This window comes from Arthrobacter sp. EM1 (assembly GCF_029964055.1).
GTDB lineage: Bacteria > Actinomycetota > Actinomycetes > Actinomycetales > Micrococcaceae > Arthrobacter.
The window spans coordinates 1,998,916-2,022,213 of the sequence record NZ_CP124836.1 but is presented as its reverse complement, the minus strand read 5'-3'; the positions used below and the strand labels follow the sequence as shown (position 1 = coordinate 2,022,213).

General features: G+C 66.1%; 25 protein-coding genes. 19 read left to right on the top strand and 6 right to left on the bottom strand.

Annotation, left to right across the window (positions count from 1 at the left end):
- Positions 1-168 precede the first annotated feature (168 nt).
- Positions 169-996 (bottom strand): putative hydro-lyase, encoded by an 828-nt coding sequence (locus QI450_RS09270; RefSeq protein WP_226774531.1) that lies wholly within the window; start codon positions 994-996, stop codon positions 169-171.
- Positions 997-1,001: 5 nt separating this feature from the next.
- Positions 1,002-2,219: an NRAMP family divalent metal transporter gene (locus QI450_RS09265; RefSeq protein ID WP_226774530.1), complete on the bottom strand. Its 1,218-nt coding sequence runs from the start codon at positions 2,217-2,219 to the stop codon at positions 1,002-1,004.
- A gap of 373 nt (positions 2,220-2,592) precedes the next feature.
- Between QI450_RS09265 and QI450_RS09260 the strand changes: the two genes are divergently transcribed.
- The 11 genes from QI450_RS09260 to QI450_RS09210 all read left to right on the top strand — a co-directional run bounded on the left by QI450_RS09260 (position 2,593) and on the right by QI450_RS09210 (position 12,045).
- Positions 2,593-3,810: a low temperature requirement protein A gene (locus QI450_RS09260; protein ID WP_226774529.1), complete on the top strand. Its 1,218-nt coding sequence runs from the start codon at positions 2,593-2,595 to the stop codon at positions 3,808-3,810.
- Positions 3,811-3,912: 102 nt separating this feature from the next.
- Positions 3,913-4,347 (top strand): hypothetical protein, encoded by a 435-nt coding sequence (locus QI450_RS09255; protein ID WP_282467993.1) that lies wholly within the window; start codon positions 3,913-3,915, stop codon positions 4,345-4,347.
- Between the two features lie 38 nt (positions 4,348-4,385).
- Positions 4,386-5,270, top strand: a complete 885-nt coding sequence (locus QI450_RS09250; protein WP_226774528.1) for a hypothetical protein — start codon at positions 4,386-4,388, stop codon at positions 5,268-5,270.
- Positions 5,257-6,582: a V-type ATPase 116kDa subunit family protein gene (locus QI450_RS09245; protein WP_226774527.1), complete on the top strand. Its 1,326-nt coding sequence runs from the start codon at positions 5,257-5,259 to the stop codon at positions 6,580-6,582. The genes QI450_RS09250 and QI450_RS09245 overlap by 14 nt, the downstream gene beginning before the upstream one ends.
- Positions 6,579-7,022 carry an ATP synthase subunit C gene (locus QI450_RS09240; protein WP_226774526.1) on the top strand — a complete coding sequence of 148 codons (444 nt, stop codon included), beginning with the start codon at positions 6,579-6,581 and terminating at the stop codon, positions 7,020-7,022. Before QI450_RS09245 ends, QI450_RS09240 begins: the two co-directional genes overlap by 4 nt.
- 15 nt (positions 7,023-7,037) lie before the next feature.
- Complete coding sequence (locus QI450_RS09235) at positions 7,038-7,262, top strand: V-type ATP synthase subunit F (protein ID WP_226774525.1); 225 nt, start codon at positions 7,038-7,040, stop codon at positions 7,260-7,262.
- The gene (locus QI450_RS09230) at positions 7,259-7,780 is read left to right on the top strand and encodes a hypothetical protein (RefSeq protein WP_226774524.1); all 522 of its coding nucleotides are present in this window, start codon (positions 7,259-7,261) and stop codon (positions 7,778-7,780) included. Before QI450_RS09235 ends, QI450_RS09230 begins: the two co-directional genes overlap by 4 nt.
- Positions 7,768-9,516, top strand: a complete 1,749-nt coding sequence (locus QI450_RS09225) for a V-type ATP synthase subunit A (protein ID WP_226774523.1) — start codon at positions 7,768-7,770, stop codon at positions 9,514-9,516. The genes QI450_RS09230 and QI450_RS09225 overlap by 13 nt, the downstream gene beginning before the upstream one ends.
- Positions 9,513-10,973 carry a V-type ATP synthase subunit B gene (locus QI450_RS09220; protein ID WP_282360226.1) on the top strand — a complete coding sequence of 487 codons (1,461 nt, stop codon included), beginning with the start codon at positions 9,513-9,515 and terminating at the stop codon, positions 10,971-10,973. The genes QI450_RS09225 and QI450_RS09220 overlap by 4 nt, the downstream gene beginning before the upstream one ends.
- 5 nt (positions 10,974-10,978) lie before the next feature.
- Positions 10,979-11,608, top strand: a complete 630-nt coding sequence (locus tag QI450_RS09215) for a V-type ATP synthase subunit D (RefSeq protein ID WP_226774590.1) — start codon at positions 10,979-10,981, stop codon at positions 11,606-11,608.
- A complete protein-coding gene (locus QI450_RS09210) occupies positions 11,605-12,045 on the top strand; it encodes a universal stress protein (RefSeq protein ID WP_226774521.1) in 441 nt (146 codons plus the stop codon). The genes QI450_RS09215 and QI450_RS09210 overlap by 4 nt, the downstream gene beginning before the upstream one ends.
- Positions 12,046-12,057: 12 nt before the next feature.
- Here the strand turns inward: QI450_RS09210 and QI450_RS09205 are convergent, their stop codons facing one another.
- Positions 12,058-13,290: a cation:proton antiporter gene (locus QI450_RS09205; RefSeq protein WP_226774520.1), complete on the bottom strand. Its 1,233-nt coding sequence runs from the start codon at positions 13,288-13,290 to the stop codon at positions 12,058-12,060.
- Between the two features lie 57 nt (positions 13,291-13,347).
- On the opposite strand from QI450_RS09205, the gene QI450_RS09200 reads away from it, so the two are divergent.
- The gene (locus QI450_RS09200; protein ID WP_226774519.1) at positions 13,348-14,769 is read left to right on the top strand and encodes a DUF2254 domain-containing protein; all 1,422 of its coding nucleotides are present in this window, start codon (positions 13,348-13,350) and stop codon (positions 14,767-14,769) included.
- 38 nt (positions 14,770-14,807) lie between these two features.
- On the opposite strand, the gene QI450_RS09195 is transcribed toward QI450_RS09200, so the two are convergent.
- The 3 genes from QI450_RS09195 to trxA form a co-directional block, all read right to left on the bottom strand.
- A complete protein-coding gene (locus tag QI450_RS09195; RefSeq protein WP_282467992.1) occupies positions 14,808-17,477 on the bottom strand; it encodes an HAD-IC family P-type ATPase in 2,670 nt (889 codons plus the stop codon).
- A gap of 9 nt (positions 17,478-17,486) precedes the next feature.
- The gene (locus tag QI450_RS09190) at positions 17,487-18,533 is read right to left on the bottom strand and encodes a Gfo/Idh/MocA family oxidoreductase (RefSeq protein WP_226774517.1); all 1,047 of its coding nucleotides are present in this window, start codon (positions 18,531-18,533) and stop codon (positions 17,487-17,489) included.
- Positions 18,534-18,888: 355 nt separating this feature from the next.
- The gene (trxA, locus tag QI450_RS09185; RefSeq protein WP_226774516.1) at positions 18,889-19,254 is read right to left on the bottom strand and encodes a thioredoxin; all 366 of its coding nucleotides are present in this window, start codon (positions 19,252-19,254) and stop codon (positions 18,889-18,891) included.
- A 163-nt stretch (positions 19,255-19,417) separates the two neighbouring features.
- Between trxA and QI450_RS09180 the strand changes: the two genes are divergently transcribed.
- The 7 genes from QI450_RS09180 to QI450_RS09150 all read left to right on the top strand — a co-directional run bounded on the left by QI450_RS09180 (position 19,418) and on the right by QI450_RS09150 (position 23,232).
- Positions 19,418-19,747, top strand: coding sequence for a rhodanese-like domain-containing protein (locus QI450_RS09180; RefSeq protein WP_226774515.1), 330 nt, complete (start codon positions 19,418-19,420; stop codon positions 19,745-19,747).
- A 2-nt stretch (positions 19,748-19,749) separates the two neighbouring features.
- A complete protein-coding gene (locus QI450_RS09175) occupies positions 19,750-20,076 on the top strand; it encodes a metal-sensitive transcriptional regulator (RefSeq protein ID WP_226774514.1) in 327 nt (108 codons plus the stop codon).
- A gap of 145 nt (positions 20,077-20,221) precedes the next feature.
- Positions 20,222-20,524 (top strand): rhodanese-like domain-containing protein, encoded by a 303-nt coding sequence (locus QI450_RS09170; protein ID WP_226774513.1) that lies wholly within the window; start codon positions 20,222-20,224, stop codon positions 20,522-20,524.
- A gap of 106 nt (positions 20,525-20,630) precedes the next feature.
- On the top strand, positions 20,631-21,239 hold the full coding sequence (locus tag QI450_RS09165) for a rhodanese-like domain-containing protein (protein ID WP_226774512.1): 609 nt from the start codon (positions 20,631-20,633) through the stop codon (positions 21,237-21,239).
- Positions 21,236-22,000, top strand: a complete 765-nt coding sequence (locus QI450_RS09160) for a sulfite exporter TauE/SafE family protein (protein ID WP_226774511.1) — start codon at positions 21,236-21,238, stop codon at positions 21,998-22,000. Before QI450_RS09165 ends, QI450_RS09160 begins: the two co-directional genes overlap by 4 nt.
- Positions 22,001-22,183: 183 nt before the next feature.
- Positions 22,184-22,696 carry a DinB family protein gene (locus QI450_RS09155; protein WP_226774510.1) on the top strand — a complete coding sequence of 171 codons (513 nt, stop codon included), beginning with the start codon at positions 22,184-22,186 and terminating at the stop codon, positions 22,694-22,696.
- A 77-nt stretch (positions 22,697-22,773) separates the two neighbouring features.
- Entirely contained in the window at positions 22,774-23,232 is a 459-nt protein-coding gene (locus QI450_RS09150) for a universal stress protein (protein ID WP_226774509.1), read from the top strand.
- Positions 23,233-23,298 lie beyond the last annotated feature (66 nt).

The window sequence follows — 23,298 nt, the reverse complement described above, 5'->3', positions numbered from 1 at the left end:
CGATGACATTGCGCTCGGCGAATCGTAGCTACGCGATCATCAGCGTGAATTGCGGCCAGGCGAGTTTGAACGCTGAGCCCAGCGGCCCTCGGGAGAATTGGGATTCCGGCGGACCGCCGTCAACAGTCCAGCTCGGAGCTCGGAGCTCGTAGCTCGTAGTCCGCTGGCCTACGGGACCTGGTAGGACGTATCTCGTGCGTCCGTAATGAGCATGTGCCCCGGAGCATGTCCAATGGCCAGTGCAGGTTTTGATTCCATCACGGCTGCCTGCGGAGTTACCCCGCACGCCCAGAATACCGGCACCTGGCCGTCCGGGATGCGGACCGGGTCTCCGAAGTCCGGCCGGCCCAGATCAGCGATGCCAAGTTCTGCGGGGTTGCCGATATGGACCGGGGCGCCGTGCACGGCCGGATAGCGGGAGGTGATACGAACGGCGTCCGCCACCTGGGATGCCGGCATGGGGCGCATGGAGACCACCAACGGCCCGGCCATGGTGCCGGCCGGGTCGCAGCGAACGGACGTCCGGTACATGGGCACGTTCGTGCCCTGGTCGATATGCGCCACCCGGATGCCGTTGTCCTGCAGGGCAGATTCGAAGGTAAAGCTGCACCCCACAATGAACGTAACGAGGTCATCGCGCCAGTGATCCGTGATGTCGGTCGGCTCGTCGACCTTCACGCCGTCCTTGTACACCACGTACTTGGGCACATCGGTGCGGATATCGCCGCCGGCGAGCAGCGCTCCGGAGGTCGTCCCGGCGTCCAGGACGCCCAGGATAGGGCACGGCTTAGGGTTGCGTTGGGCAAACAGCAGCACGTCGAACGCCTGCGCCTTGGGAACAATTATCAGATTGGCCTGCGCGTAGCCGCTGCTCCAGCCGGAGGTGGGAGTCACGAGGCCGGCGCGGAACAGGGACCGTGCCGCCGCCGGGAGCAGGCCAGCCGGGTTTTCAGGAGGGACGACGGCGGACCGCGGATTGACCGGAGTAGAGATCATGGGTTCTAGCCCCACAGCTTCGCCAGGCTGGTCAGCGAGCTATAACCAAGGAACAGGGTCAGCAGCCAGGCCACCACTCCCATAATGAGCAGCCCCTTCGGGTAGACGTAGCCGTGGAGGAGGTCCCGACGCCGCCACGCCACCCACAACAGCACGCCGAAACCAACCGGGAGGATAAGGCCGTTGAAGGCGCCGGCGAAAATCAGGAGCTGCTGCGGGGCCTGGCCGATCAGCAGGTAGGCGACGCTGCAGAAAGCGATGAAGCCGACGGTGATCAGGTTCCGGGTCCGCGCCTTGGTGCTGGACTTCGTCACGAAGGAGACCGAGGTGTACGCCGCACCGATCACGGAGGTGATGGAAGCTGCCCACAGGATGACGCCGAAGACGCGCATGCCGATATCGCCGGCTGCTGCCTGGAATGCCGAAGCTGCCAGGTTGCTGCCGGTCAGCGCCACGCCGCCGGCGACGACGCCGAAGATCGCCAGGAACAGCAGGATGCGCATCACGCAGGTGACCAGGATTCCGACGATCGAGCTCTGCGTGATTTGTTTGACGTTTTCGACGCCGGTGATGCCTGTGTCAAGCATGCGGTGGGCACCCGCGTACGTGATGTAGCCGCCGATGGTGCCGCCGATGAGGGTGGTGATGACCAGGAAGTCGACCTTCTCCGGCATCACGGTGTTCTTGAGCGCCTCACCCAGAGGCGGGGCGGAAACCACCGCAACATACAGCGTCATCAGGATCATCAGGGCCCCGAGGATCACCACGATCCGGTCCAGGGCCACCCCGGCCCTTTTGCTGAGGAAGATCATAATGGCCACGACGGCGGACAGCGCCCCGCCGATTTTGGGATCCACACCCATCATCGCGTTGGTCCCGAGCCCTGTTCCCGCGATGTTGCCAATGTTGAAGACGATGCCACCCAAGAAGACCAGCGCGGCGAGGAACCATCCGACGCCGGGCAGAACCTTGTTGCCGAGCTCCTGGGCCCGCAGGCCCGAGACGCCAATGATCCGCCAGACGTTCGCCTGCACGGCGATGTCAACCAGGATGGAGACCAGGATCGCGAAGGCAAAGGCGGCGCCGAGCTGGACGGTAAAGGCCGTCGTCTGGGTGATGAAGCCCGGGCCGATGGCGCTGGTGGCCATCAGGAACATGGCGCCAAGCAGGGCCGAACGCCGGGCGGCTGGCTTGAGGCCGGCCTTGACGGAGGTGGTTTCCATGGGAGTTCCCAACGATTGGGTGACTGGCGTCACAATTATTGTCTTCCGCCACTCTACAGACTGTTGAACAATCTACGCAAGGAATTGTTGAACAAAAGATCGATTCTCCGGCTGCCCGTGGTCAGCAGGGAGCGTCTCAGCGTTCGAGGGACCTGCTGGGACTCGCCGGGCAGTCTGTGTGCGCCGGTGGCGTGGGCAACTCAGCGTGGGAATCTGCCCGCTTGCGCACTTCCCTGCCGGCGTCGGACGGGCGAACCCCGGGGGGTGCGTGGCACACTGTACTCAGCGTTGCCGAGCGGATCCGGGGGTGACCCGCAGGCAGCAATTTCTTGTGCCGGTGTATTCATCCGGCCTGGCCAGGAAAGGCACCCCTGTGCAGCAACCGGACCACCACGCGCACGACGACGGACCCGCCACTGAGGCAGGCGTCGCGGCCGGCATGACGCGGCATCCTGACGACGCTGAGGTCCGTCCACTGGAACTCTTCTTCGACCTGGTCTACGTCTTTGCCCTTAACCAGATCTCCCACCACCTGCTCGAGCACCGTGACTGGGTGGGAGCCGGGCAGACGGCCATCCTCTTCCTGGCCGTGTTCAGTGTGTGGTCCTTTACCGCCTGGCTGACGTCCTTGACCAACACGGAAAAGAACCCGGTCCGCTGGATGCTGCTGACCACCATGTTCCTGGGCTTTTTTATGAACAGCACCCTCGGTGAGGCCTTCGGTGAGAGCGGCTGGTTGTTTGTCGCCCTCTACCTGCCGCTGCAGATCGGCCGAAACATCTGGGCCCTCCGGCTGGGGCTTGAGAAGACCATGCACGATCATCACGGCCGCATGCTGGTCTGGATCCTCGGAACCACGTTCCTCTGGGTTCCGGGCGCCATGGCCGAAGGCGAGCTGAGGCTGGCCCTTTGGGGCGCTGCGGCGTTGATCGACCTCCTGGGATTTGTCTCCGGGCACCCGCTGCCGGGACGGCGGACGGATACGCGGCATTTTCCCTTCGTTGGCGAGCATCTGTTCGAGCGGTGCCGGCTCTTCCTGCTGATCGCCTTCGGCGACACCATCCTGGTAACCGGATCAACCGTGGTCGGCGTCAAACTGGATGTACCTACAGGCCTCGTCACCGGCGTGGCGATCATCGGCACGATCGCGTTGTGGTGGAGCTACTTCCGCCGCTCCGAGGGAGTCACGATGGAAACGCTGAAGAATAGCCCGGACCCTGCCCGGCTGAGCCGCAAGGCCATCTACGCGCTGATGGGCATGGTGGCGGGCCTGATCCTTGCATCCGTCGGCGACGAGATCGCAATTGCGCACCCGCTGGAAACGACGGACGTTTTTACCAACCTGATGATCTTCGGCGGCCCGGCCCTGTTTGTCCTCGCCCAGGGGTGGTACCTGTGGCGGGTCGACGGGGACTTGCCGGCGTCCCGCCCGTTAGCGTTCGTGGCGCTTGCCCTCCTCGCCGCGGCGACGCTGCCGCTGCCGAAAGTCGGCGCGGCGGTCATAAGCGTGCTGGTGCTGATCGCCATGGCCGTCGCCGACAGCATCAAGGCCCACCGCGAAGGCGACCGGGACGAAGTCGCCAACCACTAGGGGCCAACACCGGGCGGGCCGTTGTGCCCTTGTTGCCTTAGGCATCTGCGTGGATGCTGAAAAGATGCTCACGTGTGCCGCCAACGCCCCCGGTTACCGGATATGCCGCGGTTAAGTATCCTGGACCGTTTCCGGCCTGTCGGCGCCCCTGGCCCGGCGGGTCCGGCCGGTGTGCCTGCCGCGGACAACCAGGGTCCCGCCGCTGAACTGGCACCGGTATTCGCAGCACTTGCCGCTGATGTGCTGACGTGTGCGGCCCTGGTGGAGGACGCGCGGGCCGCCGCGGAAAGCGACGTTTCCCAAGCTCGGGTGCAGGCGTCGGCCATCGTCGCCCAGGCGCGGCTGGACGCCGCAGCCGAGCGGGCAAATGCAGCCACGCGGGTGGCCAAGGAAGCAGCGGACCGGGATTCGCAGGCGCTGGAGCAGGCACACCACGAGGCCGCAGCCCTGGAAGAGTCCGGTGCGGCCCGCATCCCCGCCGCCGTCGACCAGGTCATCAACATGCTCCTGGCCCCGCAGCGCGCCGGGCAACAATGAAAGCGGACTGGGTTGCTGCATCCGTGCGGGCACGGTCCATGGCGCAGCGCCGTGTAGGTGCCGGCGCCAGCCGCACGACGGCGGCCCTGCCGACCCTGGACCGGGCGCTGTCCGCGCTGCAGGAGTCAAGCTACGCGGAACGTCTCGGTGCGGCCGCAGGACTCGCCGCGGCCCAGCGGGCCGTCCAGGAGACCGTCCTGTGGCAGTTGCGGGTGCTTGCCGGGTGGCTCCCGGCATCGGGCACAGCACTCGCCCGAGCGGCAGCGGGGGCTTTTGAGATCGAGAACATCACGGCTTTGGCCCACCAGCTCGGCGGTGGAGCAAAGGCGCCGGAGCCGTATCGGCTTGGTGCACTTGCGACCGCATGGCCCCGTGTGCGGTCCGCGGGATCACCGGAGGACCTCGCCATCACCCTGCGCGCGACGGCCTGGGGCGACGTCGGCGCTGCCGGCCAGGGCCCGCTCCGGGACGCCCTGACCGTCGCCTGGCTGCGGCGGCTGGCCGCTGCCGCACCGCCTGCGCAGCCGTGGTGCGGTGCGGCGTGCGTTCTCATCGCGGCCCGGATCCTCACCGTCGACGCCGAATCCCCGGCGCCGCCGGTGCTGCACCTGCTGCACCCCGTGCTCGGCCGCTCGTGGGAAACCGCCAGGACCATCGCCGAGCTTTCATCCGCGCTTCCGCCGTCGCTGCGGACGGTCCTCGGAGGTATTGCATCACCGAAAGAGCTGTGGCGTGCGGAGGCCCGGGCACGCGCGGGGGTGGAGAAGGACGGATTCCGGTTGTTACGCGGTTCCATGCCGGGCCCGGATGTGGTGCTGGGCGCCATCGCTGTGCTGTCCGTGGATGCTTGGCGTGTCCGGGCGGCGCTGGCGGCCGCTGCCGCCGGTGCAGGATCAAGCGAGGTGCTCGATGAGGCAGCGTGAATCGCTGGCCCCGGTCCGGATGGAACGGGTGGCCCTGGTGGTGCCCGAGCAGAACCGGCGCCAAATGCTCGTGGACCTGGCGGCCAGCGCCGTCGTCGAGCTTGACCTCCCGTACACACCGGGCAACGACGCCGAAGAACTGGATAAGGCGGCGGCTGCCTTCATCGTCTCCGGCCCTTCGGCGGCGCTCGTAGGCTGGACGCCGCGGCGTGAGATTCCCGCACTGGAAGCCACGCTGGCGCCACTTGGGGCGGCCGTTGTCCCGCTGCCCCGGCCGAGGTGGACACAGCCACCCACGATGCTCGCCGGCGGGGACCGGAGCCGAGTGTCCCGGACCCTCGTGGACACTTACGGGACGGTTCCCTACGCAGATCTGGACCCTTCGCGCCTCGCCGGCATTGCCTACGTGCTTATGTTCGGGATGATGTTTGGCGATGTGGGACACGGGGCGGTCCTGCTCGCCGTCGGACTCCTGTTGCGAAGTGGCCGGATCAAGAAGCTGGCCAAGCTGCAAAGGACCTGGCTGTTCGTGACCGGCGCTGGCCTGGCCGCCATGGTTTTCGGGGCACTTTACGGGGAGGCGTTCGGTCCCACCGGATTGATACCCGTGCTGTGGCTGGAACCCCTGGCGAATCCGGTGCCGCTCCTAGTGGCCGGACTCGGGGTGGGGGCTTTCCTGCTAGCCGGCGCCTATGCCATCGGAACCATCAACCGGGTCAGGGAGGGTGGCTGGGGCTATGCCCTCTATTCCCGCTCCGGCATCGCGGGTTCCCTGTTGTTCGTTGCCGTCGGACTCCTCGTCTGGGGGGTCGGCACCGGCACCGGGATCCTGACGGCGGCCGCCGTCGTTGTCTCGCTCGCTGCGCTGGTCTTTATCTTCATCGGACTCTTCGTTGAGGCCGGGGGAGGAGCCACTGCCGGCTTCCAGGCCGTGATCGAACTGGTGGATACCGTCATCCGGCTCGGCTCGAACCTTGTCTCCTTCGCGCGTCTGGCAGCCTTCGGACTGACGCACGCTGCGCTGTTGATGGTGGTCTGGAACGGGACGACGGCGTTGTGGGCCCCGGACTGGCGTGCTGCGGCCGCCATTGTGCTGTTCATTGTGGGCAATGCGGTCACCTTTGCCCTTGAGGCCCTGGTGGCAGGCATCCAAGCCCTCCGCCTTGAATACTACGAACTGTTTTCACGCATCTTCCAATCCGAGGGGCGCCCCTTCACGCCGTGGTCCCCGGAACTCACCGCCGCTTCCGGTCCTGGCGACGATTCGTCCAGTGCTCCGTCCGGCATACCGGCTGAAAGGCAACTCCTGTGAATCTCTGGTTCGGAACCGTTCCTGTTTTTCTCCTCGCGGCCACTGGGGCCATCCTGTGCGTAAGGCGCTGGCGAAAGTCCGCGTTCAAGATCCTCGCCGCACTCAATGTCGTGGTGATGGGAGGATCCCTGGCACTACTGGCCGGCGCGCTGAGCGCTGCGCCCGCAGCCGCGGCAGGCGCAGCGGTCCCGGCCCTCGCCGCAGCAGCCGCCGACACCCCGGCAGGTGCCGGCGGATCAGCCCTGATCGCCGCCGCCATCGCCGTTGCCGGATCCTCGATCGGGGCGGCTTTTGCTGTCGCTTACACCGGATCCGCTGCCCTGGCTGCAATGAGTGAACGCCCGGAAATCTTCGGCCGGGCCATGGTTGTGGTGGGGCTGGCGGAAGGGATCGCCATTTACGGCCTCATCATCGCCATCATCCTTATTGGCAAGGCCTGAGGGGGAGCTGGAACCTTGACCGACATTATTGCCGCGATCGGCGAGCCGACGCTGCTGGACGGATTCCGGCTCGCGGGCGTGAGCGTTTTCTCCGCAGCCACTGCTCAGGAGATCCGTCACGCGTGGACGGAGCTGCCCGGGAACACGGCAATCGTTTTCCTCACGCCCCGTTCAGCGCAGGCGCTGCAGCTTCTACTGGCCGATCCCCATTCGCCCATGACAGTGGTGCTGCCCTCATGACCGGGCTCGCAACGGAATCACAGAAGGCGTTGGAACCGGTGCGCCGCGCACTCCGGGCGGCGGCCGAAAAGCAGGCGGCCGAGCTCCGGGACAGTGCCGGCAGGCAAGCAAACGAGCTGCTGGCCGACGCACGGGCCGAAGCCGCGGAAATTCTCGGCGCGGCGGCCAAGGAGGGCGGGGAGTCAGCCCGTTCCGAAGCCGTCCTGCGTTCGGCGAGGGTACGCCGCCAGGCTCATGAACTGGTCCTCGCCCAGCGCAATTCCCTGCGTCTGGAACTCCACCGCGGGCTGCGTGAGGCAGTCCGCGGCCTCACGTCCGACCCCCGGTACACCGGGCTGATGGATCGACTGACGGCCCGGTGCAGGGAGCTGCTGGGCCCGGACGTCGTCGTCTCCACCAGCCCCGACGGGGGCGTCGTTGCCGAAGCGGGCTCGCGCCGACTGGACCTTTCCCTTCCCCTGCTCGCCGAGATGACCCTCGACGCCATGCCTGAGGTGAGTGAGTTGTGGACCAGGTAGCAGCCCGGGCGGAGGGCACGGTGAAGCGTGTCAGCGGTCCGCTGGTGGAGATCGAGGGGGCCGAAGGCCTGTCCATGCTTGAGCTGATCGCCGTCGGGCCCCGGCGCATCAGCGCCGAGACGGTGGCGATAGCCGGGAGCCGGGCAACGCTGCAGGCCTACGAATACACTGGCGGACTCAAAGCCGGCGACGCCGCTGTCCCCACCGGCGGGGAGCTCTCGGGGCTGATGGGTCCGGGCCTGCTCGGCCAGGTGTTTGACGGGCTGATGCGCCCGCTGTCCTCCGCGCCGATGTGGCTCACGCCCGAGCGCTCAGGATCCGCTGAAGACCCCACCGTCCTGGCCCGCGAGTGGACCTTCCGGCCGGAGGCGGCTGCCGGGTCGGAAGTCTCTGCCGGCGATGTCCTCGGTACCGTGCCGGAGTCCGGGTCGGTGGTGCACCGTGTGCTGGTTCCGGCCGGAGTCTCCGGGGAGCTCACCTGGCTGGCACCGGAAGGCCAGGTCCACGTGCTGGACAAAGTGGCAGTGATTTCCGGACGCGAGGTAACCCTGTCCGAGCGCTGCGCGGTGCGCCGGCCGCGGCCGTTCCGGTCCCGGCTCACGGCTGCGGTGCCGCTGCATACCGGCCAACGGGTCCTCGACCTGATGTTTCCGGTGGCACGCGGAGCCGCTGCGGCCGTTCCCGGGGGTTTCGGCACGGGCAAGACCATGATGTTGCAGCAGATCGCCAAATGGAGCGATGCCGACGTCATCGTCTACGTGGGCTGTGGGGAGCGCGGCAACGAAATGGCAGACGTCCTCGACGGGCTCTCGCAGCTTGAGGACGGGCGTACCGGGGGGAAACTGATCGACCGGACAGTCATCATTGCAAACACCTCCAATATGCCAATGATGGCGCGGGAGGCCAGTATCTTCACCGGGATCACCGTGGCGGAGTATTACCGCGACATGGGCTACGACGTTGTAGTGATCGCGGATTCGACCTCCCGGTGGGCAGAGGCGCTGCGTGAATTCGCGAACCGCAACGGTGACCTTCCTGCCGAGGAGGGTTACCCGGCCAATCTCGCATCTGAATTAGCGTCCTTCTACGAGCGCGCCGGCCGGGTGACGACACTCGGCGGGAACACGGCATCCGTGACGGTGATCGGCGCCGTTTCGCCGCCGGGCGGCGACATGACGGAACCGGTGACCACGGACTCGCAGCGGTTCGTCCGGTCGCTGTGGATGCTGGACCGTGATCTGGCCTATTCCCGGCACTATCCAGCCGTCAGCTGGACCGGCTCTTTTGCCCGCGACGCGGAAGCCCTCGGCCGCTGGCATGCTGCCAACGGGAGCCCGGGATGGGCCGCCCGCCGGGCCCGGGCTGCAGCGCTGCTGGCCGAGGCGGACCGACTGGCCGAGCTCGCGGAAATCATCGGTGCCTCATCGTTGCCTGGCCATGAACGGATGGTGCTGCTCGGTGGCCGCCTGCTGCGCGACGGCGTCCTGATGCAGAACGCGCTGAGCGCCAACGACGGCTTTTGTTCGGCGGAAAAAGGTGCCGCTTTGCTGGACCTTGTGCTCGACGTCGTCGCCGCCTGCCAGGCACTGGTGGAAAAAGGCGTCGCAGCCACCACCATTGAGGAGGCCGATCTGGGTCCGGTCCTGCGGGCGCGTGAAGAAACAGGGCCCTCGGACGCGGCGGCTGTCAAAGCCCGCAGCGTCGAGGTACTACAAGCACTGGAGGCGCTGCAGTGACTGACCAGGACGGTCCGATGGCCAACCGCCGGACGGCCGAAGGTGCTGAACCTGTACCGCTACCGCTATCTTTCGCCGCCCGGATCTCCCACGGGGACGTGCGGGAGCTCCGCGGGCCGCTGCTCGTTGCGGGCGGGATCGAGGGTGTGGGCTGGGACGAATTTGCTACCGTCGACATGGAAGGCGGCGAGCGCCGGCATGGCCTGGTCCTTGAAGTGGATCAGGACCTCGCCACCTTGCAGGTTCTCGAAAGCACCGACGGAATGGCACTGGACGGCATCCGGATCCGCTTTGAGGGCCGTCCGCTGCATATCCAGGTGGGAACGGACTGGCTCGGACGGGTCTGCAACGGACGCGGAGAGCCGCTCGACGGCGGCCCGCCGGTGACGGGCACCGCAACCCTTCCGGTCAGCGGGTGGCCGCTGAACCCGGTCTATCGTGAACCCCCGCAGGAACCGGTGTTGACGGGCATATCGGTCATCGATGGCCTCACAACGCTGGTCAGGGGCCAGAAACTCCCCATCTTCTCCGTCCCGGGCCTGCCACACCTAACGCTGGCGACCCAGATCGCGGCGCAGGCGACCTCCGGCGGGAAGTCGTTCCGGGTGGTGTTCGCCGCCATGGGGTTGACCCATGCGGACATCGCCTATGTCCGGGACCGCCTTGAAGAACGTTCGGCCGGGGGAGAGCTGGTGCTCTTGCTCAACGCCGCTGACGATCCGGTGATCGAACGCATCCTCACTCCGCGGATCGCGTTGACCGTTGCCGAACATCTCGCCTACACCGAGGGCCACGACGTCCTGGTGATCATGTCAGACATGACCAGTTACGCCGAAGCGGTCCGTGAAGTGTCTGCGGCCCGGCGGGAGATCCCGGCACGCCGGGGCTACCCCGGCTACCTCTACAGCGATCTCGCCACCCTGTATGAGCGTTGCGGCCGGGTCAAGGGCCACGACGGTTCGGTGACGATCGTGCCGGTACTGACCATGCCGGCCGGGGACATTACCCACCCCGTGCCGGACCTGACGGGCTATATCACGGAAGGGCAAATTGTCCTTGCCGCCGATATCGCTGCGCGCGGCATCTACCCGCCGGTCGATGTCCTGTCCTCCTTGTCGCGTCTGATGCGCAGCGGGGCGGGCAAGGACCGGACGCGCGAGGACCACCTCGACGTTGCGGCCCAGGTGCTCGCAGCCATGGCCCGGGCCCGGCAGGCCACCGAACTGGCTGAGCTGGTAGGCGCCGCGGCCCTGAGTGAAACCGACCGAAGCTACATCAAGTACCGCACGCTCGTGGAAGAGGGACTCTTCAACCAGGGGCGGGACGAAATCCGCTCCCTGGACGACACCCTCGGCCGGGCGTGGACGGCGCTCGCCGCGCTGCCCGAACAAGAGCTGACCATGGTCTCGACGACGTTCCTGGACCGCTACCTGCCCCGCGGAGACGAACAGCCGTGAGCGGGATGGGGAGGGCCGGCAAGGTCCGGATCGAGCGCCGGTTGGTGACTGCCCGGCACGGCGCGCGCCTGCTGGACCGCAAGCAGCACATCCTCTCCGACGAGCTGGAACGGCTCCAGCTCCGCGCGGAGCTGGCCCGCGGGGAATGGGAACAGCTGGCAACGGAAGCCGCGGCCTGGCTGCGCCGCGCCGCCGCCCTGGACGGAAGCCGTCAACTCGAGGCTGCTGTCCCGTCGGATCCCGCCGAAGTCCGGATGCGGTGGGGCAGTGCGATGGGTGTGATGTATCCGGAAGACCCCCAGTGTTCGCTCCCGGCGGCGGCCCGGTCCGGCGGCAGCTCGGCACTGTCCTACACCGCCGCCGTTCATCGCAGCGCCCTTGAAGCGGGCGTGCGCTACGCCGCGGTCCAACGGGCGGAACTGCTTCTAGCCGCTGAACTTGCCGGTACCCGGACCCGGCAGCGGGCGGTGGAGAACCGCTGGATTCCCCGACTGGAAAATGAGCTGCTGGAAATCCGGCGGCAGCTTGACGCACAGGAGCTGGAAGAAAGCCTCCGCCTGCGCTGGGCCGCTGACCGGGCCTCAAGGAACAGCGGCAGGGCACCGCAGGCTTCGGCCAGGGAGGAGGAACCATGAGCAATGTGATCCTGGTGGCAGTGAATGATTCCCGTGCTGCCTTCCGGGCGGCCGAAGTCGCCGTCGACTACGCGCGCCGGCTCGGCGCAGGCCTGAGCGTGGTCACCGTCCGGGAACCTGGGGCGCTGGACCGGCACCCCGGGAGCATTGATCCGGCGGCCCTGGCCAAACACGCTGACCTGGCAGCCGAAGCGGCGCTCAGCCACGTGGCCGCACTGGCCGCTGCGGCAGACGTGGCGGTGGCCTTCAAGCAGCGCTCCGGCAAGGTAGCAGCGGAAATCCTGGCCGAGGCCCGGGAGATCGGCGCAGCCTTGATCGTCGTCGCCCTGGTGGACCGTCCCGGAAGCGCAGCCCCCTATATCGGCAGCCACACCCTTCGGCTTCTTGAGTTTTCCCGAGTCCCGGTGCTGGTGGTCCCGCTGCACCGGGGAACCTGATCTTCCGGGAACCTACCCTGGCGTGGGGGGAGCGTTCGGCGTGACCCGTTCGAATTGCTTGGCGACCAGGACGTCGGTCGAGGAATGCGCCAGGATGGACAGGACAATGACGAGCGCCACCAGATGGAATACCTCATCGGCGTATTCCCCGCCGGCTTCGAGGACCAGCAACCCGTACACCACCGAGGCGAAGCCCTTCGGGCCAAACCACATTGCCGAGAGCTGTTCCTTGGCCGGCAGCCCGGTGCCCAGGAACGAGACCAGCAGGGCAAGAGGACGCGCCACGACAATTGCCAGGACCGCGAAGATCCACCCGGTCCAGGCAATTTCGCCGAACAGGAATGTTGGGGTGATCAGCGCACCGAAGACCAGGATGGCGGCGAGTTTCAGCAGCTCTGAGACGAGCTCGCCGAACTGCTCAAATTCTGCACGGAAGCCAGGTCCTGCGGTTGCCACGGTGATACCGGCGGAGAAGGCGGCCAGGAAGAGGTTGGCCCCGGACACCAGGCAGATGGCGAGTACGAGCAGTCCGATCGATACCGCTACCAGCGGCTGAAGACCCTTTGTCGCCTTGAGGAAGGGCAGCCGTTCCAGCCGGATGACAATCAGGGGCACCAGGACGCCGACCACCAGTCCCAGGACGATCTCCTCGGCCAGGAGTCCCAGCTCAAGGTCCCCGCCGCCGCCGAGCGCAACGAGCACCAGAACGATCGGCAGGGCCAGGCCGTCATTGAGGCCCGACTCGACATTGAGCAGGTGGCGCAAGCGGCCAGGGACTTCGGCGCGGCCCACAATGGCGGCCGCAAACACCGGATCGGTCGGTGCCAGCACCGCGCCCAGCAGGAAACTTTCCAGCCAGGGGATCCCGGCCACAAAATGGGCCAGCAGGGCCGTAATGAGGAGCGTCAGTGGAAGCCCCAGAAGCAGCGCCCGGCCCGGCAGACGCCACGCAGACCGCAGGTCCGAGAGCCCCACCTTCATGCCGTCGGTAAACAACACAGAAAACAGGGCAAGCTGGGCAAGGACCCCGACGACCGGATCCCCGGGCGCTACCGGAAGGACCCCGAGCATGCCCTCGCCCAAAGCGAACCCGCCCAAAAGAAACAACACCGCCGTGGAAAGAATCGTCCGGCTGGCCCGTTCCGAGATGAGAACCGCCAGGAGCAGGAGAACCGCAAAAACCAGCGTCAGCGTCGCAACCACGGCATTCCCTCCGGCGACAGCCACAGCTCGGCTTGATCGCATATTGTGCTGTCCTTGGGCTTTCATCCTAGGCGCGCGGACGGCCATTAGACTCGCATCATGAGGGACACCACGGAGAAACAGCCCCGCAGAGCTGCCGTTTCAAGCGTTCGAGCGCGGATCTACACGATCCGCGCAGCCTTTCGTTCCCGGCTCTGGCCCCTACCGGTCGTGGCGGTAGCGCTGGCCGTCACGCTGGGCGTCGGACTGCCGATACTCGATGACCTGGTGGATCAGCAGCTGCCCGAAGTGCTGCAGAGGTACCTCTTCAGCGGCGGGCCGGAAGCCGCCCGGGCAGTCCTGCAGTCGATTTCGGGCTCCCTCATCACGGTCACCTCCTTGACCTTTTCCCTCACGGTCGTGACGCTGCAGTTGGCCAGCAGCCAGTTTTCGCCCCGGCTGCTGCGCACGTTCACCAGTGACAGTTTTGTGCACGGGACCCTGGCGTTGTTCCTGGGAACGTTCTCGTATTCGCTGACGGTGCTGCGGACTGTCCGCAGCAGCACCTCCACCGGGAGCGAATTCGTCCCGGATATCGCCGTCACGGTGGCTTTTCTGCTGGCCATCGCGAGCGTTGTGGGTCTAGTGCTGTTCCTCGCGCATCTGACCCGTGAGATCCGCGTCGAGTCGATGATGCGCAATGTCCACACGGCAACCTCGGCCACCATTCGGCGCGTCATTCCGCAGTACCAGGCACCGGGAGCCACGGACGCACCGCCCAGCGTCGGCGCGGCCACCGCCGTTGGCGTAGCGGAAAACCCGCGGGGTCAACGGATTATGTCCTCGTCCTCGGGTTTTCTGTCCGCCGTCGACGCTGCAGGCCTGGCTGCGGCCGCCCGGAAGTCCGGGGCAGTCATCCGGCTCGATCAGCGGCCCGGGGCTTCCCTTATTGCCGGCGTTCCGTTCGCCACGGTCTGGGCTTCGGCCGGTAGGGCGTTTTCGTCCGCGGAGTTGGAGGAGCTCACGGCGAAGATCGGTGCCGAGGTGACGATCGGCTTTGAACGCACCGACGACCAGGATCCCGCCTTTGGTTTCCGCCAGCTGGCCGATGTCGCGGCCCGGGCATTGTCTCCCGGGACCAACGATCCGACGACGGCGGTCCACGTCATCGGACACTTGTCCAGCCTGTTGTGCGAACTGGTGGGGCGCGACCTTAGTGACGAGCGGATTAGAGACTCTGACGGCACGGTCCGGGTCATCCTGGCCCGGCCCCGGTTTTACGAATTTTTGTCCATTGCCGTATCGCAAATCCGCCACTACGGCCTTCAGGACGCTGCGGTTGGAAGCAGGCTCCTGGCACTGTTCGAAGAGGTCGCCTGGTGTGACCGGCGAGGGGCTGCGCTGGAGGCACTGCACAGCGGGCTGGGCGAGGTGCGCGAAAGTATGGAGTTGCACAGCTATACAAGCGCGGAAAAACGCATGCTGGTGGACAAGTATGAGCACGTCAGGACGGCCGTGTCCGGCGGAGACCCGTTGCGCTGATGACGGCCGGCATCGTGCCGCAGGATACCCGGCGGACGTTACGTGGCCGGGGCATCGTGGCGGTGGGCCCAGCGCCGGACCGCCTTTTCTGCTTCGACAATGATCAGCACTGTCGATCCGATGGCCGCGCAAAGGAGCCATTCCCCGGCGCTCAACGCAGTGAGCTCGAGCAGTCCGGCGGTGAGCGGCCAGCTCATGACGGCCCAGTGCAGGCCGAGTGCGGCCACGGAAGTAAAAAGGAGCGGCTTGTTGGCCAGCAGCCTGAGCTGGAAAAGCGACTTGTTCTCGGCCCGGGAACTGAAGACCTGGAAGAAACTGAGCATCACGAACACTGTCAGCGCCAGGGTCCTGGCATGGATTTCGGGGTAACCCGCATGCAGCTCCACGATGAAGCTCAAAAGCACTGCCAGCGCCATCCAGGCACCGGTGATTCCGGCCCGGAACCAGAGGGTGCGTGAAAGGATTCCGTCGGAGGGGGGCCGCGGAGGGCGGCTGAGTTCATCACCTTCCGCCGGTTCGAACGCCAGGGCAATGTCCTGGACCCCGTTGGTCACCACGTTCATCCACAGCATCTGCACGGGAAGGAACAGCAGGGGAGTGCCGGCGAAGACGCTCAACGTCACAGCTACCAACGCTGCGGCCCCGGTGGAGAGCAGGAAATACGTGGTTTTGCGGATGGCGGCGAAAGTGACCCGGCCTTCTTCTACCGCGTGCACAATGGTGACGAAGTTGTCATCGGTCAAAACGACGTCGGCTGCTTCCCGGGCCACGTCCGTGCCGGATTGGCCCATCGCGACGCCAATCGTTGCGGCCCGGAGCGCCGGGGCGTCATTGACGCCGTCGCCGGTGACGGCCACCACGTTGCCGGCGTTCTGGAGGGCGTGGACGATCCTGAGTTTCTCCACCGGGGAGACCCGGGCCGCGACGGAAGTCTGTTGCAGGCGGGCGGCGAGCATGTGATCGTCCAGCTCCGCTATTTCGGAACCGGTCAGGGCAGGTTTGTCCGTCGAGAGCCCGAGCCGCCCGGCGATGGCCGTCGCGGTGACCGGGTGGTCGCCGGTGATCATCATGACTTTGATTCCGGCCAGCCGGCACCGTGCGATCGCGTCAGCCACTCCGGCCCGGGGCGGGTCGGTCATTCCTTCCATGCCAAGGAACATAAGCCCGGACGGGGGCGGCAATACGGCAGGGATTTCCTCGCCGGCGGCCAGGCTGCGGGACCCGGTGGCGATAACGCGCAGGCCATCCCGGCCCATCTCCGCATTGGCCGCATGGATCAATGCCTTGTCCAGCGGGTCCTCGCCGGCCCGGCCGGCCATTGTGCCGGCTGCGTCCATGACCGCTTCCGGGGACCCTTTGACGTACAGCGTCCGCCCGCCTTGGGCGTCGGCGTGGATTGTCTGCGAGTACCGCAGATGCGGTTCATAGGGCTGGTGGCGCAGGGCCTGGGCGGTACGGTCCTGTTCACTGATGGCGCCCCGGGCCACGGCGGTTTTCGCCATGGCAGCATCAACGGCGTCGCCGGAGTACTCCAAGTCCTCGTCCTCGGAGGAGAGCGTTGCCTCGTTGGTCAAGGCACCGGCACGCAGAACAGCCCGGACAAGGGCCGTGTCCGCGCCGCCGTCGTGGTCTCCGGCCGAAATCTCCAGGGGGCCCGCAGTGGTCCAAAGCCTTTCCACCGTCAACCGGTTCTCGGTCAGGGTCCCTGTTTTGTCTGATCCGATGACTGTGGTGGAGCCCAGGGTCTCGACGGCGGGCAGGGTGCGGATGATGGCATTGCGCTTCGCCATCCTTGACACGCCGAGGCTGAGGGCCACGGTGAGCACGATGGGAAGGGACTCCGGGATGGTGGCTACCGCCAGTCCCACGGATATCCGGAACATGGTGGAGACGTCGTTTCCCAGCACCAGCCCGGCGATGAAGATGAAGACAAGTGCCGCAAGGATGATCAGGCCAATTCGTCGTTCCAGGTTCCGGGTGAGCAGCTGCAGCGGTGATTTGCCCGGTGGGCCCTGGACGAGGGCATTGATTTCACCCAGCGCAGTTCCGGCCCCGGTCGCAACAACAATTCCCTTGCCCCTCCCACTGCCCACGAACGTGCCGCTGTAGGCAATATTTGCCCGATCCGCGTCGGAAACATCGGCCGGCAGCTGTTCGGTGCGTTTGGTGGCGGCGAAGGGCTCGCCGGTGAGCATAGACTCGTCCAGCTGCAGGCCGGTGGTTTCGAAGAGCCGGAGATCGGCCGGGACACGTTCACCGCTTTCGAGCAGCACCACATCGCCGGGCACAATCTCAGGCCCGGCAACCACCTGTTCGGTGCCGTCCCGCAAGGCCCTGCATGAGGGCGTGGAGAGCGATTGCAACGCCCGGACGTCAGCCTCAGCCTTGCGCTCCTGGACATACCCGAGGGCGGCATTGATACACAGGATGAGGAAAATCGCGCCGGAATCCACCCAGTGCTGCTGAATGAGGGTGACCACGGCGGCGGTCAACAGGATCCCAATCAACGGGCTGACGAACTGCCGCACCAGCACCCGCCACCAGGGCGTGGCTGCTGCGACGGTCAGTTCGTTGGACCCGGCATCGCCCAGTCGACGGGACGCCTCCGCTGCGGTGAGTCCGGAGGGCCCGGACGTCAGCCTGGCAAAGACGGCTGCCGAGTCCAACGCATGCCACGGCACGGGCTTCGCGTCCTTAGCCGGTGGCACTGGCGGCCGCTACCGCTCGTCGCTGGCGTAAGAAAGCCCGATCTGGCTCCGGACCGCGTCCAGGGCCAGCATGACCTGCACACTCTCGCGGGGCGAAAGGATATCGTTTGCCGTTGCGCCGGCGGCAATGAGCCGCTCGATTTCCCACGCCTGGTACTGCATGCCGCGGCCGGTGACCGGTTCGTCGAACCGCTCGACGACGGTGCCGCCGTCGTCGTACCGGGTGAAGCCGGTGGGGGTGTACCAGACCGGATCGATTTCGATGCGGCCTTCGGTGCCGATGACGGCGGCCCGGTTGGGCCCCGCGGTGTCCAGCGCGCACTGCAGGACGGCCTGCTGTCCATCCGGATAGTCGAAGATCATCGAGCTCTGGCGGTCGACGCCGGTAGCTGTCATGCTGGCGGCTCCCTGGATCCTGGTGGGGTTCCCGAACACATCGAAGGCGAAGGACACCGGGTAAATACCCAGGTCAAGGAGGGCGCCACCGCCGAGGGCGGGATCGTTGAGCCGGTGCTCCGGGTTCTTGGGCAGGTTCTGGTTGTGGTCCGCAATCAGCGTCCGGACGTCGCCGAGGGCCCCTGAACGGATCAACTCACGAATACGGACCATGTGCGGCAGATAGCGCGTCCACATGGCCTCAAGGGCAACCAGTCCGCTCGACTCGGCCAGGTCCACCACGGCCCGGGCCTGCCACGCATTCATGGCAAACGGCTTTTCGACCAGCACGTGCTTTCCGGCGTTGAGGGCCAGCAACGCGTGCTCGTAGTGAAAGGGGTGCGGCGAAGCAATGTACACAACATCGACGTCGGGGTCGTTTACCAGGGCTGCATAGCTGCCATGGGAAGACTGCAGCTGAAATCCAGCGGCAAACTCCCTGGCTCTCGCCGGCTCGCGGGATCCCACCGCCTGCACGCTGAAACCGTGCCCGACCAGATCCGAGGTCTGCAGCCCCGCGATGAATCCGGTGCCCAGGATTCCCCACCGGACAGGTTTGCCGGAGCCGCCCGGGGAGCCGCCGGAACCTTCAGCGGAGCGGGTTGCGGCGGTGTCTGACATGGCGGTGGATCCCCTCGGGCAGGCGGTCAAGAGGGCGTCGGGTGCGAAGTGGAGCGAAGCTACGCCGTCTGCTTATGCTAGCCCAGGGCGGTCCCCGGAGCGCTGCGAAGACGGGCCGGAAAGCCTTCCACCAGTTGGTGAAGAAGCTTCCCGGCCCGCCGTCGGATTACTTGCAGGTGCAGCGCTGTTCTGCGGCGACGTCGGCCATAACGGAATCGACATGCTCGCCGCAACCGGCCCAGGTGATCTTGCCACAGCTGTTGCAACGGACGGGACTACACATTGGTTTTCTCCTTGGTTGTGGTGGTGAAGCTGATTCGGCTGGGAGCCCTGTCTTGAGGGCGCTAGTGAGTGGTCAGGACGCGGCTGCGGTGGACATCTTGCTGCGGACGTCCTCCATGTCGAGCCCCTTCACGGCGGTGATGAGCTCCTCAAGGCCGGCGGCGTTCATGGCGCCGGGCTGGGAGAAGACCAGGATGCCCTCGCGGAACACCATCAGGGTGGGGATGGAGGTGATGTTGGCGGCCGCGGAGAGGCCTTGTTCGGCTTCGGTGTCGACTTTGGCGAACACGACGTCGGCGTGCACCTCCGAAGCCTTGCTGAAGGTGGGTGCAAACATCCGGCACGGGCCGCACCATGATGCCCAGAAGTCCACCAGCACAATGTCATTGCCGGAAATGGTGTCGTTGAAGGTCTTTTCGGAGATGTCGAGGGTTGCCATGCCTCAACTGTATACCCCCGGGGGTATAACCGCAACCGCTCCTTTGTTGGGTTCCGGACATTGTCCGCTCGGGAGGCGGCGCTTGCCTATATACCCCCGGGGGTATCACAATGGAAGAATTAGGCCCGTGCCCGGAGCCCCGGGAGGCCGGAAGGAAAGCGGTATGAAAGGCATTTCTGTTGATGATCTGGCAGCGCTCGCACCCGAGGTCCCCATTATCGATGTCCGGGAGGCTGAGGAGTATAACGAGGCCAATGTTCCGGGCACCAGGAACCTGCCGCTGTCGCGGCTGAGCCACTCCCTGGGCGACATTCCGATCGGGCGTGCGGTCTACGTTATGTGCGCCTCCGGCGGGCGCAGTGCGCGGGCCACAGCGCACCTGGTGGAGCAGGGCTACGACGCGGTAAACGTCCTGGGCGGCATTACTGAGTGGTACCGCAATGGTCACCCCGTTTCATATGGCCCTGTGTTATATCGCCGCGGAAGTGATTGAGCATGTCCTCGGTAGCCAGCGTTCCGGCGCCAACCCCGGGCAATAATGCCGGCCGGCGCCGGACTGTCAACCGGCTCAAAAGGGCCCACGGGCAGCTCGCAGCCCTGATTGCCGCCGTCGAGTCCGGGCCCGATTGCGGGAGTGTAGTCACCCAGCTCTCGGCTGTCCGCGGCGCCTTGGACAAGGCGGGTTTCGAGCTCATTTCGGCAGCGATGGGCGAGTGCCTCGCCGGGGCGCCGCCTGAACCTGAGGCAACAACTCCCGACGGCGCGGCGGGCCAGCAACTCACACTTGAGGAAATACGAGGATTGTTCCTGCGCCTGGCCTGAGGTGCCGGCGCCTCCCGGGACGTCGATGCCGAGGGGATCGGCCCGGACCCGGGCCTGAAATTTGAAACCACATACCCCGAGGGGTATGTTGTATAGGGCCGGATTCGCCACGTAGCCGTACCAGCATCCCGAAAGGTGCAACCCCATGGACATGACCTCCCAGCAGCTTAGCGACCACCTCCAGAAGGACAGCGACATCCAGATTGTGGATGTTCGCGAGGCCGATGAAGTTGCATCCGGCATGATCGCCGGAGCCAAGCACATCCCACTGGGTGAATTGCCGGCCCGGCTGGGGGAGTTGGACAAATCCCGCCGTGTGGTTGCCGTCTGCCGCAGTGGCCGGCGTAGCGAAGCCGCCGCCGAGCAGTTGGCAGCGGCCGGCTTTACTTCCTTCACAATGACCGGCGGGATGCTGGACTGGACCGCGGCCGGACTCCCCACAGGCTGACCCCTTACGGGTGTGCCGGGGCATCGTTCCCAGTTTTGAGCTGCCAGGCCACCCTCCGCTTCCGCGCCCAACCGCCGGAACCGCCCAAGCCAGACCGAAAGAGATTATGACTATCGCACCCAACACCGCCTCAGCCCGCCCCGCGCCGCAGACCATTGACGCGTCCACCCTGAAGGACTGGGAGGACAACCACGATGACCTGATGGTGATCGATGTTCGCAGCGGCGCCGAGTTTGATTCCTTGCATATCAAGGGCTCTTACCATGTTCCGCTGCCCATGCTCAGTGAACATACTGAAGAGTTTGCCACCAAGATGGGCACCCGCGTGGTCCTGGTGTGCCAGTCCGGAAGCCGGGCCGAACAGGCCCGAAAGTACCTCGACGCCGTTGGCCTGGGCAGCGCCAGCGTGCTGGCCGGCGGGGTTCCTGCCTTCGCTGCCGCCGGCGGCAACGTAGTCAAGGGCAAAAGCACCTGGGCCATGGAACGCCAGGTCCGGATGACAGCCGGATCCCTGGTCTTGGCCAGTGTGGTGGGCAGCAGGTTCCTCTCGCCGAAACTGGGCCTGCTCGCCGGCGGCATTGGCGCCGGGCTGACGTTCTCGGCTGCGACCAACAGCTGCGCCATGGGCCAGATGCTTTCCAAGATGCCCTGGAACCGTTCGGTCAATGAGCCCACCGCACACCAGGCGCTGCAGAACCTGGGCATCAAGGCGTGATCATCACCGCGGCGGCGTTCGGACTGATCGTCGGCGGCCTGCTGGGCTTGGTTGGCGGCGGCGGGTCCATCCTGGCCGTCCCCGCCCTCGTCTACGGGGTGGGGCTGCCGCTGAGTGCGGCAATCCCGACGTCGCTGGTTGTGGTCGGAGCATCCTCCGCCGTCGCGGTGTTGCCCCGGCTGCGGGGCGGTGTGAACTGGCGGCTGGCTCTTATCATCGGCGCAGCCGGCACGGCTACCGCGTATCTTGGTGCTTTCGTTAACCGGCTCCTCGACCCGAAGGTTTTGCTGCTCGCCTTCGCCGCCATTATGGTCCTCGCCGGGATCCGGATGATGCTTCCGTCCAAGGCGTCCGGCGGTTCCTGCGCCTTGCCCGGCGGAGGCGTCAACTGGCGCAGCTGCCTGCCCAAGGCAATCGCCACCGGTGCCGTCGTGGGGTTCCTGACCGGTCTCCTCGGAGTGGGGGGCGGCTTCCTGATCGTCCCCGCCCTGACCCTTGTCCTGGGCCTGCCGATGGCTGTGACCGTTGGCACCTCACTGGTGATCATCGTGATCAACTCGGTGGCCGGCTTTGCTGCACACCTCGGGGACCTGCAGATCGACTGGGCCGTGACGTCCGCCTTCGCCGGCGCGGCCATGGTCACGTCCCTCCTTGCCGGCAGGCTCGGGACCAGGATCCCGGACAAAGTCCTGAAGCGAAGTTTCGGCGTCCTGGTTCTGCTGGTCGCAAGCTACGTGACGGTGCAGGCGCTGCTCTCCTGAATACGTTCGCACGGCGGAGGTGTGCTGACGGCGTGTGCTGAAGGCGGTGTGCTGAAGGCGTGTGCTGAAGGCGGGACGCAGGATCGAAGATCAGGCCGGACTTAGGATCGATTCGGCCCTATCCGGGGGAGTGTTCTCCGTGCAAGCATGGGGCGGAGCGACGCTACTCGATGAGGGGACTCGATGAAACCCAACGAACTGCTGCTGGACGCCTTCGGCCGGCTCCGTGAAACCGTGGCAGACACCCTTGACGGGTGTGACGGTACGGCCCTCCTCCGTCGGCCAGCGGGCACCGGAAACTCGATGGCTTGGCTGATCTGGCATCTCAGCCGGGTGGAGGACGCGCAACTCGCCGCTGCGGCAGGACTGGAACAGGTCTGGATTGCGGAGGGGTTTGCGGATCGTTTTGATCTGCCCTTGGCTGCCAAAGACACCGGATACCGCCATACTTCGGACCAGGTCGACGCGGTGAAAGCCTCCCCGGAGCTCCTGGCGGAATACTATGAAGCGGTTCACAAGCAGACCGTGCAGTTCCTGGAATCCCTCGGCGACAAGGACTTCGACCGCATTGTCGATACCCGCTGGGACCCGCCCGTCACCCTTGGGGCGCGGCTGGTCAGCACCCTTGCCGATTGCCTCCAGCACGTGGGCCAGGCAGCCTTTGCGAAGGGGCCGAAACCCGCCGTCGAGGTCTAGGCCACTGGCACCGGCTTTCGCTCCCGCCACGACCGACTCGCCCACCTCGCCCACTGAATCTAGAGAATGGAAAAGACATGACCAGTACAGGCCCGTTTGTCATTGTGGTTGGTTTTGACGGCTCAGAGAACTCGGACAGTGCACTGAACTGGGCCGTGGATGAGGCAAAGCGCCGCAATGGCCGGATTCGCCTCATCACCGCCTGGAGCAAGCCCCCGCTCGCCTGGTACCCGGCACTTTTGGAAACGGCCGCCGGCGAAGTTGTGGCAGAGGACTCCCCCCGACGCGCAGCCGAGACGTTGCAGGCTGCTGCCCTGGAGACTGCTGAAAGCCAGGGCGTGGCAGCCAGTGGAGAAGTCGTTCACGGCGATTCGGCGGCGTCTGCATTGCTCGACGCCGCCAAGGCTGCCGACCTCGTTATCGTGGGGGCCCGTGGTCACGGCGGATTCCCCGGGCTGCACCTGGGATCGGTGGCAACACAGATCATCAATCACGCGCCCTGCCCTGTGCTCGTTGTCCGGCCCAAGGAGTCCTGAGCAGCGGGGCCCGTTGGCTCGCCCTGGCGGTCCGGATCATCAACAGCCCAGGGTCTGCGGGAGAAT